This is a genomic window from Roseococcus sp. SYP-B2431 (genome assembly GCF_004336745.1).
In the GTDB taxonomy this organism is placed as follows: domain Bacteria; phylum Pseudomonadota; class Alphaproteobacteria; order Acetobacterales; family Acetobacteraceae; genus Roseococcus.
Map to the genome: position 1 here is coordinate 40,194 of NZ_SJXD01000001.1, position 11,481 is coordinate 51,674.

Below are 11,481 nucleotides of genomic sequence, written 5' to 3' on the forward strand. Positions count from 1 at the left end.
CCGGGCGCCTCGGTTCAGCCCGAGAGCTGCGGCGCGGCCAGCGCGCCGCGCAGCAGCACGATCTCGTCGATGGGATCGGCATAGCCGATGCCCTTCGGTTCGGAGAGCGTGTGGCACCGCAGGAAGCGGTGCGGCCCGCGCGCCCGGCTCAGCTCCATCTCCGGGAAGGGCCCGCTGGGCGAGCCCGGCACCACCGCGATCGTCACCAGGATCGCGCCCCGCGCCGAGCGGTCCAGCATGTCGCAGGTGTCCTCGAAGGCCGCCAGGCTGCGGCCCGTCTCGTCGGTTACCTGCAACAGCAGCTTGCCGTGGAGCCCGCGCAGCGCCTCGCGGAAGCGCAGCACGGTCCGCTCCAGCGAGGCGTAGCCCACCGGCGTCGAGGGATCGTACTGGTGGAAGACCGTGGCCCCATAGAGCTCGCTGAAGCGGCGATGGCGGCAGAGGTGGCCCTTGCCGTCGGGCGGCCGGTCCTCCTGCTCGATCGGCTCGTATTCCGAGGCCATCAGCAATCCGGCGCAGTCGTCGATGATGCTGTCGCGCACCGCCTCGGTGGGAATGGTCATCCAGTCGAAGGGCCCGGCCCAGCGGCGCAGCCCGGCGCGGCGCAGCATGCCCGCCGTCTGCGGCGAGCAGCCCAGCCCGATGCAGGCCAGCGGCGAGGGCCGCGCGGCGAGCCCCGGCGCGACGACGCTCTCGATCGACGCCGAGGCATTGGCCACCGTCGCCAGCCGCTTCTGCCCCTCGGGGCTGGACTGGATGATGTTCATGAAGTCGGCCATCACGTCGACCAGCGACTGCGTCTTCAGCCGGCGCGCCAGCTCATCCGAGAAATTGACGAGCCAGGTGGCGTTCACCTGCCGGCCGAGCAAGGCCTGATGCGTGGCTCTGACCAGGGATTCCAGGGTTACGCGGAGAGGGACCGGATCGGGAGCTGGCATGGATTCCTGTGTGCAGGCGAAGGGCGCGATCCGTCAACCGCCGCGGGGTGACGAGCGGCTCCGGAAGCATGGAGGCGGCGCAAGGGCATCCCCCTGCGCCGCCTCCGGAAGGTCCGGAAAGATCGAAGCCCGTTGCCGCGAGTAGAACCCGCTACTTACCGCGAGTAGAACTCGACGACCAGGTTCGGCTCCATCTGCACCGGATAGGGCACGTCGCTGAACTTCGGCGTGCGCAGGATCCGGCCCTTCATGGCGCGGTGATCGACCTCGAGATACTCCGGCACGTCGCGGCCGGCCTCCTGCGCGGCGTCGAGCACCATCGTCAGCTGCTTCGACTTCTCCTTCACCTCGATCACGTCGGTGTCCTTCACCGAGTAGGAGGGGATGTTGAGCCGCTTGCCGTTCACGGTCACGTGGCCGTGGTTCACGAACTGGCGCGCCGCGAAGGGCGTCACCGCGAACTTCAGGCGGTAGATGATGGTGTCCAGCCGGCGCTCCAGCAGGTCGATCAGGTTCTCGGAGGTGTCGCCCTTGCGGCGCACAGCCTCGTCATAATACTTGCGGAACTGCTTCTCGCCGATATTGGCGTAGTAGCCCTTCAGCTTCTGCTTCGCCATAAGCTGAATGCCGAAGTCGGTGGGCTTGTTCTTCCGGCGCTGGCCATGCTGGCCGGGGCCGTAGGTGCGGGCGCCCTGCTCGCCCTTGCGGGGCTTGGAGACCGGGCTCTTGGCGCGGCCCCAGAGGTTCTCGCCGAGGCGGCGGTTGATCTTGTACTTGGAGGCAAGGCGCTTCGTCATGCGCGGCTTCTCCCGGCACCTTTTCGGCGCGGGACCTTCTTTGATGCGGACCCATTCTCAGGCCTGCGGGTTGTCCCGGTAGTCCCTGGATCGTCCCGAGCCTTACCGCGGAGGGTCTCTTCGACCCGAAGCGCGAATCAGCCTCGCAACGCTCCAAAGCGGGCGCACGCCCCGAAGGCGCGTCCTCGTTCCCAGGAATGGGCCGGGTCTTAGGGGGGCAGGCCGGGCTTGTCAAACCGGGGGAGCCGCCCCTACTCCCGCATCATGGTCACGCGCGAAGAGATCCTGGTCCTCGGCCTCACGGCCGGCGTCGTCGGCAGCCTGGTCGGCGGGCTGATGCTGGGCCTCGGCTTCATCGCCGTCTCCGAAGGGGTTCACATGGGCTGGCTGCTCGTGCTGCCGGCCGCGCCGGCCGGCGGGGGCCTGGGCTACCTGCTGGCGCGGAAGCTGGCCGCCAAAATCGGCTGAACCTGCCGCCCGCCGCGGGCCTGGAGCGGCCTATTCCTCCTCGGGCGGCCCGACCTTGTCCGGCCGCCCGCGGATCATGCGTCCCCGGGAGAGCTCCGCCACCACGCCGTGCAGCGTGCGGACCTCCTGCTCGGTGATCTCGCCGCGCTCGAACCAGTGGCGCAGGTTGCGCACCATGCCCGCCCGCTTCGGCGCGTTGCGGAGGAAGCCGCAGGCGTCGAGCTCCTCGGTCAGGTGCCGCATGAAGTTGTCGAGCTCGCCCTTGGTGGCGACATGGGTCTTGTGGGTCTGGAGCCGGCGGGGCGGCGTCGTATCGGCCGCGACCCACCATTCATAGGCCATCACCATCACCGCCTGGGCGAGGTTGAGCGAGCTGAATTCGGGGTTGAGCGGGTAGCGCACCAGCGTGTCGGCGCGGGCAAGGTCCTCGGCCTCCAGCCCGGCCCGCTCAGGGCCGAAGAGGATGGCGACGCGCTCGCCGCGCCCGTTGATGGCCCGCAGCTCCGCCGCCGCGGCCCGTGCCGTCATGACAGGGACGACGACATGGCGCGGGCGCGGGCAGGTGGCGATGACGCGATGGCAATCGGCGATCGCGGCATCCACGGTCTCGAAGAGCTGCACGGCATCCAGGATGCGGTCCGCGCCGGAGGCGGCGGCCCAGGCGCGCTCCTTCGGCCAGCCGTCGCGGGGCGCGACCAGCCGGAGATGGAACAGACCGCCATTAGCCATGGCGCGCGCGGTGGTGCCGATGTTCTCCGCGAGCTGCGGCCGCACCAGCACGACGATGGGCGTCTCGCCCTCCGGCGCCACCAGCGGCGCGGCGCCCTGATCCCTCATCGGATCAGGCGCGCTTCCAGACGGTGCCGCTGGCGCTGTCCTCCAGCACGACGCCATCGGCGAGAAGGGCATCGCGGATGCGGTCGGCCTCGGCGAAGTCGCGGGCCTTGCGGGCCGCGGCGCGGGCGGCGATCGCGGCCTCGATGGCCGACGCGTCCACGCCGCCCTGCAGCCAGGCCGTCGGGTCGCCCTGCGCCACGCCCAGCACGGAGCCCGCCTCGCGGAAAGCCGCGGCCGCCTGGCCCGGCACCAGCGACCACGACCTCCCGATCCGCCCGAGCACGGCAGCCGAGGAGCCGCCCACCGTCGCAGAATTCTCCAGCGTGCGCAGGTCGCGCAGCCGGCTCAACGTCAGCGGCGTGTTCAGGTCGTCGCGCAGCGGCTCCAGCGCCCATTCGGCCATCTCGGCGAGGACCGGCGCCTCGGAGATGGCCGGCGCGCGGCCGAGCATGGCGTAGCTGTCGTCCAGCTCCTGCTTGGCCTCCTCCAGCGCCGCCTGAGTATAGTCCAGCGCCGAGCGGTAATGGGTGCGCAGCAGCAGCAGCCGGAAGGCCTCGCCGGCCCACGGGCCCTGGGCGAGGATGTCCCGCACAGTGAAGAAGTTCCCCACGCTCTTGGACATCTTTTCGCCGTCCACCAGCAGCATGCCGTTATGCAGCCAGGTGTGCGCCATGAAGGGCGTGCCGAAGGCCGAGCGCGACTGCGCAACCTCGTTCTCGTGATGCGGGAAGATCAGGTCGGCGCCGCCGCCATGGATGTCGAACTGCTCGCCCAGATGCTTCCAGGACATGGCCGAGCACTCGATGTGCCAGCCCGGCCGGCCGCGGCCCCAGGGGCTGTCCCAGCCGGGGGTACCCTCGGCGCTGGGCTTCCACAGCACGAAGTCGCCCGGGTCGCGCTTGTAGGGCGCGACGTCGATGCGCGCGCCGGCCAGCAGCTCGTCCTGGTTGCGGCCGGAGAACCTGCCGTAGTCGGCGAAGCTGCCGACGCTGAAGAGTACGTGCCCCTCCGCCACATAGGCGTGGCCGTTCGCGATGAGCTTCTCGTTCATCGCGACCATCTCGGCGATATGGCCGGTGGCGCGCGGCTCGACATCCGGCGGCAGGTTGCCCAGCGCCGCCATATCCTGATGGAAGTCGGCCGTGGTGCGCGCGGTGACGGCGCCGATCGGCTCGCCGGACTCCCGCGAGCGCGCATTGATCTTGTCGTCCACGTCCGTGATGTTCCGGGCGTAGGTCACGCGCGGATAGATCCGCCGCAGCAGCCGCGCCAGCACGTCGAAGACCACCACGGGACGCGCATTGCCCAGATGCGCGAGGTCATAGACCGTAGGCCCGCAGACATAGAGCTTCACATGCTCGGGATCGAGTGGGCGGAACTCCTCCTCGCGGCGCGTCAGGCTGTTGTGGAAGCGGAGCATCATGCGGTCAGTCTTTCGGCGGCGCGCGCGCGCCCCATCAAAGGAAGCAGGGTCTTGAGGTCCGGGCCGTGGTCCTCGCCGGTCAGCGCGAGGCGGAGCGGCATGAAGAGCGCCTTGCCCTTGCGGCCGGTGGCCGTCTTCAGAGCATCGGTCCAGGCGCCCCAGCTATTGCCGTCGAAGGGCTCGGCAGGCAGCAGCTCGCGGGCGGCCTGGAGGAACCCGGCCTCCTCCGGCTGCTCGACGGGCGCAATATGCCCATGCACCACCTCCCACCAGTGCTTCGCCTCGGGCATGAGGTCGAGATTGCCGCGCACGGCCTCCCAGAAGGCCGCGTCGGCGCCGGGCGGCAGGTGCGGCCGCGCCTCCTCGAAGGACATGCCGTGCAGCAGCCGGCGATTCAGCGCCAGCATCTGGCGCGGATCGAAGCGCGGCGAGGAATGCGAGACGGCGGACAGGTCGAAGCTCTCCAGCAACTCGGCGGGCTTCGCCGGACGCGCGTCATGCGAAGTGCCGAGCGCGCCCAGGTAGCCGGTGATCGTCGCCGCCTCCACGCCGTCGCGCCGCAGTTGCCGCAGCGAGAGTGAGCCGATGCGCTTGGAGAGCGGGCCGCCATCGGCATCCGTCAACAGGGGCAGATGCGCGAAGTGCAGCCCCTTGCCGCCCAGCGCGCGCCAGATGTCGAGCTGCACGCCGGTATTGGTCACGTGATCCTCGCCGCGCACGACATGGCTCACGCCGGTCTCGAGGTCGTCCGCCACGGAGGTGAAGGTGTAGAGCGGCGAGCCGTCGGCGCGGATCAGCACGGGGTCGCTGATGGCCGAGAGCTTCACGGCCCGGCGGCCGAGCACGCCGTCCTCCCACTCGATGCTGATGCCGGAGAGCTTGAAGCGCCAATGCGGGCGCTTGCCGTTCTCCATCGCGCGGGCGAGCTGCTCCTCGGTCATCTTGAGCGCGCCCCGGTCATAGATCGGCGCGCGGCCCTGCCTGAGACGCTGCTCGCGCTTGTAGTTCAGCTCCTCCTCGGTCTCGAGGCAGGGGTAGAGGTGGCCGCTCTTCTTCAGCTTCTCCGCCGCCGCCTCGTAGAGGGCGAGGCGGTCGGACTGGCGGAACGAGCTGTCCCAGTCCAGGCCGAGCCAGCGGAGATCCTCCTCGATCGCATGGGCGAATTCCGCCTTGCTGCGGCCTGTGTCGGTGTCGTCCAGGCGCAGCACCAGCTCGGCGCCGAGCTTGCGCGCCACAAGCCAGTTGGCCAGCGCGATGCGCGCATTGCCGACATGGAGATGGCCCGTCGGGGAGGGGGCGAAGCGCAGCTTGGTCATTTATCCCGCCCTCAGACGCCGGGCGGTTGTGGCAAGCAGCCCCAACCCGGCGGCTTGGCTTCGCGCCGCGCCGGGCGCGCGGGCGGAACGTTTGGTCTGGGCGCGCCGGTCGCTTTGCGGCCGGTCGGTCCTGCACGGGGCAAGCAGGCGGATGACGGCGATCATGCCTCGTCCTCCCCCTCGTCGTCATCCTCTTCGGCGGCCAGCTTGCGCGGGTCGATCATCCGCCAGTTGCGGTCTTCCCGCTCGCGCGGCGGGGCAGCGGCGAAGTCGGCCAGCTCGCTACCGCTGCTCCAGCCACCCTCGATGGCCGCGCCCTCCGGACCGCTGACCACCGCATCCTCGCCGAAGGCGAACCAGGCGTCGCGCGCGGCCTCGGCATCTGCGCCGCGCGGCCGGCAGACCTCCATGGAATCGCGCACGTACCGGCGCGCGAAGGCGTTGGCATGGGCGAGCGACGAAAAGCCGCGCACCGTCTCCAGCGGCTCGGAGCCATTGGCACCGGAGAGGTCCATGATGCGGACCTCGATGCCCTCGGCCTTGCCCAGGATGTCGTCGGTGATGCTCAAGAGATCAGTCCGGTGAAGCCGTTGGTGATGGGGTAGCGCCGGTCGCGGCCGAAGGCGCGGCGACCGATCTTCACGCCCGGAGGCGCCTGGCGCCGCTTGTACTCGGCGCGGTCGAGCAGCTTCCAGACGCGCAGGATCAGCGCGCGCTCGTGGCCCTGGGCCACGAGGTCGTCCACGCTGCGCTCCTCCTCGACGAGGCCGGTCAGGATGGCGTCTAGCACTTCGTAGGGTGGCAGCGTGTCCTGGTCCTTCTGGTCGTGCTTCAACTCGGCGCTGGGCGGCTTGGTGATGACGCGCTCCGGCATGACCGCGCCCTGGGGCCCCAGGCCTCCGGCCGGGACGTTGTCGTTGCGCCAGCGGCAGACGGCGAAGACGTCGGTCTTGTAGACGTCCTTCAGCACGGAATAGCCGCCGCACATGTCGCCATAGATGGTGGCGTATCCGGTGCTCATCTCGCTCTTGTTGCCGGTGGTCAGCAGCATGTTCCCGAACTTGTTCGAGAGCGCCATGAGCGTGACGCCGCGGATGCGCGACTGGAGGTTCTCCTCCGTGATGTCCGGCGGGCGGTTGCCGAAGGCCGGCGCCAGCATGCCGTCGAAGGCCTCCATGGCGGGGCCGATCGGGATGGTCTCGTACTGGATGCCCAGCAGGCGCGCGCATTCCGCCGCGTCCTCCAGGCTCTCCTGGCTGGTATAGGGCGAGGGCATCATCACCGCGCGCACGCGATCCGGCCCCAGCGCATCGGCCGCGACGGCGGCGGAGATGGCGGAATCGATGCCGCCCGACAGGCCGAGCACCACGCCGGGGAAGCCGTTCTTGTTCACGTAGTCGCGCAGGCCCAGCATCATGGCGGCGTAGATCTGCTGCGAGCGCGCCTCGACCGGGGGGATGGGCTGCGGCTCGCAGCGCCATACGTCGCCGTCGCGCGCCCAATCGGTGAAGCCCAGCGCCTCCTGAAAGGACGGCATGCGGACGGCGAGGCTGCGGTCGGCATTCAGCACGAAGCTCGCGCCGTCGAAGACCAGCTCGTCCTGGCCGCAATTCTGGTTGAGGAAGACGAAGGGCAGCCCCGTCTCCACCACGCGCGCGACCGCGAGGTCCACGCGCGACTGCGCCTTGTCAATCTCGAAGGGCGAGCCGTTGATGGAGAGCAGCAGCTCCGCCCCGCTCTCGCTCAGCGTCTCGGAGACAGCGGGAAACCACCAGTCCTCGCAGATCATCAGGCCGAGGCGCAGGCCGCGGAAGACCACGGGGCCGGGTGCGGGGCCGGCGTCGAAGACGCGCTTGTCGTCGAAGACGCCGTAATTGGGCAGCTCGTGCTTGGCGCGGCGGGCGACGATCCGGCCGCCATCCAGCAGGAAGGCCGCGTTGTAGAGCTTGCCGCCGTCACACCAGGGGCCGCCGACGATCAGGCCGGGGCCGCCATCGGTCGTCTCGGCGGCCAGGGCCGCGATCTCGGCTTCGGCCATGGCGCGGAAGGCGGGCTTCAGCACGAGGTCCTCCGGCGGATAGCCGGCGATGCTGAATTCGGGCGTGACCAGAAGGTCCGCGCCCCCGGCGGCCGCCTCGGCGCGCAGGGCGCGGATCTTCTGGGCGTTCGCGCGCAGTTCCCCCTCATGGGGGTTCATCTGCGCCAGGGCGATGCGGATGCGATCGGTCATGTCCCGGAAGTAGGCGGCCGGGGGGGCAGGGTCAACGAGGCTTGGGGGCAGGGCCGACCACGCCCGCGATCATGCCCAGCGTCACCAGCCCCACGCCGGCGGCCCCCGCCCAGCCCAGGGCCTCGCCCAGAAGCGGCCAGGCGCCCAGCGCCACCATGGCCGGGACGACCGAGGTGATGACCGAGGTCTGCGGCGCACCCAGCAGCACCGTGGCGCGGGTGAAGAGGAAGCCGGCGACCACCACCGAAAGGCAGCCCTGGTAGATCAAGTGAAAGACCACCCACTCCCAGGGCACGGCGGCGAGGTTGCTCGGCAGGAACAGCCACCAGACCGGCAGGTAGATCGGCGCCGCCAGCAGCGCCACGGCGAGCGTGACCTCCAGCGCGCCAAGCTGCCAGCGGCGGACCAGCCACATATAGGCCGTCCAGCTCAGGCAGCCGGCGGTGAAGAGCAGGTCGCCGCGCCAGGCGCCCGGCTGGCTGGCAGCCGTCTCGGCGGCCAGCAGCGCGATCCCGGCGGCCACGACCGCCAGCGAAAGGGTGCGCCGCCAGCTCCAGCGATCGCCGAAGGCCCACCACCAGACGAAGGCGGCGAGAAAGGGCAGCAGGCCGGGCAGCAGCACGGCGCCATGCGATGCCGGAGCGAAGCGGAACCCCCAATAGGCGGCGAGCGGGAAGCCGAAGGCCGCCGTCGCCGTCAGCGCGAGGCCGCGCGCCGCTCCCAGCCGCGGCCTGCCGCGCAGGGCGAGGATCGGCAGGACGGTGAGGAAGGCGCCCGCATGGCGCAGCGCCGCCACGTCCCAGGCCGTGAAGGGCTGCGCGGCCGCGAGCCGGGAGAAGAGCAGGAACCCTGTCCAGATGAACAGGACGCCGAAGGCGCAGAGCAGCCCTTGCCGTCGCGCCGTCAGTGGCCGTTCCGGCGGCGGCCGTTGCGCAGCAGGAACTCGCGGCCGACCTTCACCCGCGGCGTGCCGTCATATTCGACGATATCCGCCGTGGCATAGGTCTCGCTCCAGCGGTCCGGGATGAAGCTGCCCGTGCCGACGACATCGACCGGCGCATGCGCCTCGTTCATCACCCGGCACTTGGCGACCGAGAAGCCGGAGGAGGCGACGATTTTCACCTTGTCGAAACCCGCGGCGTCCAGCCCCTCGCGCGTGCGCCAGATGGCCGCGGCGGAGACGCCGGTGCCGACGAGATGCCGCAGCTCGGAATCGCTGCGATAGCGGCGGATCGCGGCCGGGGCATGGCGCTCCAGCACGGCATAGCTCTCGGCCGGGTCCAGCCCCTCGAGGAAGCGTCCGCCATGGGTGTCGAGCCGCACCGAGAGGCGGCCGGACTTGGCATGCTCCGGGAAGCGGCGCGCCACGGCCAGGGCATCGGTGATCTCCTGGCCGAAATAATCCACCAGGACGGTCAGCGGCTCGTCCGGGAAGGCCGCATGGAACATCTCGGCCGCACGGAGCGTGGAGCCGGCATAGCCGATCAGGGCATGCGGCATGGTCCCTCGCCCGGCATTGCCGCCGAACCAGTGGGCCGTGGCGTCGTTGGCATTGCCGATGAAGCCGCGGGCGCCCTCGCGCCGGGCCGCCGCGCTGCCGACCGAGGCGGCATAGGCCATCATGTCCTGCATCTCGAAGCCGGCGCAGTGGCGGGCGTCCATGGCGAGGAAGGCGGCCTCGGGCAACTCCAGCGACATCTGATAGGCGTTGTGCGCGGCCACGCAGCAGGGGCCGAGCTTCTGGAGGTACAGCGTCTCCAGATCGGAGAGCGCGGCGAAGGAGCCCGTCAGGTAGAGCAGCGGATCGCCCGCGCCCACCCAGGCCCCTTCCGGATACTTCACCTCGATCTCGAAGGGCGTGCCCCGCGCCTGGGAGACCGTCTCCAGCCATTCCACCGCGATCCGAGGCGCCGAGATCACCGGGCGGCGCAGGAAGACCGCATAGGTCACCCGGCTGTCTCCGAATTTCTCCACGATGGCGCGGGTGCGGTTGAAGTAGCTGTCCGTCCGCGCGACGATGTCCTGTTCCAGGTCCGGCCGCTTCACGGCGGCAGCTCGTGGCCGGTCGGACGCCTCGCTCATTGCGCCGCTTGCACCAGCGGACGCTCCGGCCGGCTGCGATGGGCCTTCAGCTCCTCGGCGATGAGGAAGGCCAGCTCCAGCGACTGCTCGGCATTCAGCCGCGGGTCGCAGAAGGTGGCGTAGTTGGCCGCGAGATCCGCCGGGGTGAGCCGGTGGGCGCCGCCGATGCATTCGGTGACGTTGTTGCCGGTCATCTCGACATGCACGCCGCCGGCGACCGCGCCCTCGCCCGCCATGACGTCGAAGAAGCGCCGCACTTCGGAGAGGATGGCGTCGAAGCTGCGCGTCTTGTAGCCGGCCTGGGTGGTGGTGTTGCCGTGCATGGGGTCGCAGAGCCAGACCACCTGGCGGCCCGCGGCCTTCACCGCGCGCACCAGGGGCGTGAGCTTGGCCTCGACCTTCTCGTGCCCCATGCGGGCGATGAGGGTCAGGCGGCCGGCCTCATTGGCCGGATTCAGGATCTCGGTGAGGCGCAGGAGGTCGTCAACCTCCATGCTCGGCCCGACCTTCATGCCGATCGGATTGGCCACGCCGCGCAGGAACTCGACATGCGCGCCGTCGAACTGCCGCGTGCGGTCGCCGATCCAGAGGAAGTGGGCCGAGCAGGCATAGGTCTTGCCGCGATGCGTGGAAGCCTCGCGCGTCAGCGCCTCCTCATAGGGGAGGAGCAGGCTCTCATGGCTCGTGTAGAAGGCCGTCTCGCGGATCTGCGGGGCGTTGTCGCTGTTCATGCCGCAGGCGGCCATGAAGCTCAGCGTCTCGTCGATGCGCGCCGCCAGGCCCTCATATTGCTTGGAAAGCGGCGATCGGGCCACGAAGTCGAGGTTCCAGCGGTGCACCTGGTGCAGGTCAGCGAAGCCGCCGGTCGCGAAGGCGCGCAGCAGGTTCAGCGTCGCGGCCGACTGGAGGTAGGCGAACTCCATCCGCGCCGGATCGGGCAGGCGCGCGGCCTCCGTGAAGGCCGCGCCGTTGATGATGTCCCCGCGATAGGAAGGCAGCGTCTCGTCGCCGACCTTCTCCACGTCTGAGGAGCGCGGCTTGGCGAACTGGCCGGCCATGCGGCCGAGCTTCACCACCGGCATGCCCGCGCCGAAGGTCAGGACGACGGCCATCTGGAGGAGCACCTTGAAGGTGTCCCGGATGGTGTCCGCGCGGAACTCGGCAAAGCTCTCCGCGCAGTCGCCCCCCTGCAGGACGAAGGCCTGGCCTTTGGCAGCTTCGGCGAGCGCGGCCTTCAGTCGCTCGCACTCGCCTGCAAAAACGAGGGGCGGGAAGGTCGCGACCTTGGCTTCCATCGCGGCCAGGGCCGCGGGATCGGTGTAATCCGGCACTTGCCGGATGGGCATCTGCCTCCAGGAGGAGGGGCGCCAATCGCGCGCCATGGCACGAA

The 11,481-nt window shown here is 70.1% G+C and carries 11 protein-coding genes; 1 reads left to right on the plus strand and 10 read right to left on the minus strand.

Translation table 11 applies throughout. The features are described from left to right. Nucleotides 1-14: 14 nt before the first annotated feature. Nucleotides 15-938 carry a DUF1796 family putative cysteine peptidase gene (locus EJV46_RS00205; RefSeq protein ID WP_131546578.1) on the minus strand — a complete coding sequence of 308 codons (924 nt, stop codon included), beginning with the start codon at nt 936-938 and terminating at the stop codon, nt 15-17. Between the two features lie 155 nt (nt 939-1,093). After that, nucleotides 1,094-1,735 carry a 30S ribosomal protein S4 gene (gene rpsD / locus EJV46_RS00210; protein ID WP_131546579.1) on the minus strand — a complete coding sequence of 214 codons (642 nt, stop codon included), beginning with the start codon at nt 1,733-1,735 and terminating at the stop codon, nt 1,094-1,096. A 228-nt stretch (nt 1,736-1,963) separates the two neighbouring features. Here rpsD and EJV46_RS00215 point away from each other — a divergent pair, with 228 nt between their 5' ends. Further along, complete coding sequence (locus EJV46_RS00215) at nt 1,964-2,203, plus strand: hypothetical protein (RefSeq protein ID WP_240782339.1); 240 nt, start codon at nt 1,964-1,966, stop codon at nt 2,201-2,203. Nucleotides 2,204-2,233: 30 nt separating this feature from the next. Here EJV46_RS00215 and EJV46_RS00220 read toward each other — a convergent pair whose 3' ends face one another. The 8 genes from EJV46_RS00220 to EJV46_RS00255 all read right to left on the minus strand — a co-directional run bounded on the left by EJV46_RS00220 (nt 2,234) and on the right by EJV46_RS00255 (nt 11,437). Continuing rightward, nucleotides 2,234-3,040, minus strand: coding sequence for an RNA methyltransferase (locus EJV46_RS00220; RefSeq protein ID WP_131546581.1), 807 nt, complete (start codon nt 3,038-3,040; stop codon nt 2,234-2,236). A 4-nt stretch (nt 3,041-3,044) separates the two neighbouring features. Next, nucleotides 3,045-4,463 (minus strand): cysteine--tRNA ligase, encoded by a 1,419-nt coding sequence (gene cysS, locus EJV46_RS00225; protein ID WP_131546582.1) that lies wholly within the window; start codon nt 4,461-4,463, stop codon nt 3,045-3,047. Next, on the minus strand, nt 4,460-5,779 hold the full coding sequence (locus tag EJV46_RS00230; protein ID WP_131546583.1) for a glutamate--tRNA ligase: 1,320 nt from the start codon (nt 5,777-5,779) through the stop codon (nt 4,460-4,462). The genes cysS and EJV46_RS00230 overlap by 4 nt, the downstream gene beginning before the upstream one ends. Nucleotides 5,780-5,940: 161 nt before the next feature. Continuing rightward, nucleotides 5,941-6,348 carry a hypothetical protein gene (locus tag EJV46_RS00235; protein WP_240782340.1) on the minus strand — a complete coding sequence of 136 codons (408 nt, stop codon included), beginning with the start codon at nt 6,346-6,348 and terminating at the stop codon, nt 5,941-5,943. Continuing rightward, nucleotides 6,345-8,009 carry an NAD+ synthase gene (locus EJV46_RS00240; protein WP_131546584.1) on the minus strand — a complete coding sequence of 555 codons (1,665 nt, stop codon included), beginning with the start codon at nt 8,007-8,009 and terminating at the stop codon, nt 6,345-6,347. Before EJV46_RS00240 ends, EJV46_RS00235 begins: the two co-directional genes overlap by 4 nt. A 31-nt stretch (nt 8,010-8,040) precedes the next feature. After that, nucleotides 8,041-8,805, minus strand: coding sequence for a DMT family transporter (locus EJV46_RS00245; protein ID WP_240782341.1), 765 nt, complete (start codon nt 8,803-8,805; stop codon nt 8,041-8,043). A 107-nt stretch (nt 8,806-8,912) separates the two neighbouring features. Beyond that, entirely contained in the window at nt 8,913-10,091 is a 1,179-nt protein-coding gene (locus tag EJV46_RS00250; protein WP_131546586.1) for a nicotinate phosphoribosyltransferase, read from the minus strand. Continuing rightward, on the minus strand, nt 10,088-11,437 hold the full coding sequence (locus EJV46_RS00255) for a class II 3-deoxy-7-phosphoheptulonate synthase (protein ID WP_240782342.1): 1,350 nt from the start codon (nt 11,435-11,437) through the stop codon (nt 10,088-10,090). The genes EJV46_RS00250 and EJV46_RS00255 overlap by 4 nt, the downstream gene beginning before the upstream one ends. Nucleotides 11,438-11,481 lie beyond the last annotated feature (44 nt).

Bases quoted from the DNA above. Each gene is read 5' to 3' on its own strand.
- EJV46_RS00220 (WP_131546581.1), bottom strand. From the start codon at position 3,040: ATGAGGGATCAGGGCGCCGCGCCGCTGGTGGCGCCGGAGGGCGAGACG.
- rpsD (WP_131546579.1), bottom strand. From the start codon at position 1,735: ATGACGAAGCGCCTTGCCTCCAAGTACAAGATCAACCGCCGCCTCGGC.
- cysS (WP_131546582.1), bottom strand. From the start codon at position 4,463: ATGATGCTCCGCTTCCACAACAGCCTGACGCGCCGCGAGGAGGAGTTC.
- EJV46_RS00250 (WP_131546586.1), bottom strand. From the start codon at position 10,091: ATGAGCGAGGCGTCCGACCGGCCACGAGCTGCCGCCGTGAAGCGGCCG.
- EJV46_RS00205 (WP_131546578.1), bottom strand. From the start codon at position 938: ATGCCAGCTCCCGATCCGGTCCCTCTCCGCGTAACCCTGGAATCCCTG.
- EJV46_RS00240 (WP_131546584.1), bottom strand. From the start codon at position 8,009: ATGACCGATCGCATCCGCATCGCCCTGGCGCAGATGAACCCCCATGAG.
- EJV46_RS00255 (WP_240782342.1), bottom strand. From the start codon at position 11,437: ATGCCCATCCGGCAAGTGCCGGATTACACCGATCCCGCGGCCCTGGCC.
- EJV46_RS00230 (WP_131546583.1), bottom strand. From the start codon at position 5,779: ATGACCAAGCTGCGCTTCGCCCCCTCCCCGACGGGCCATCTCCATGTC.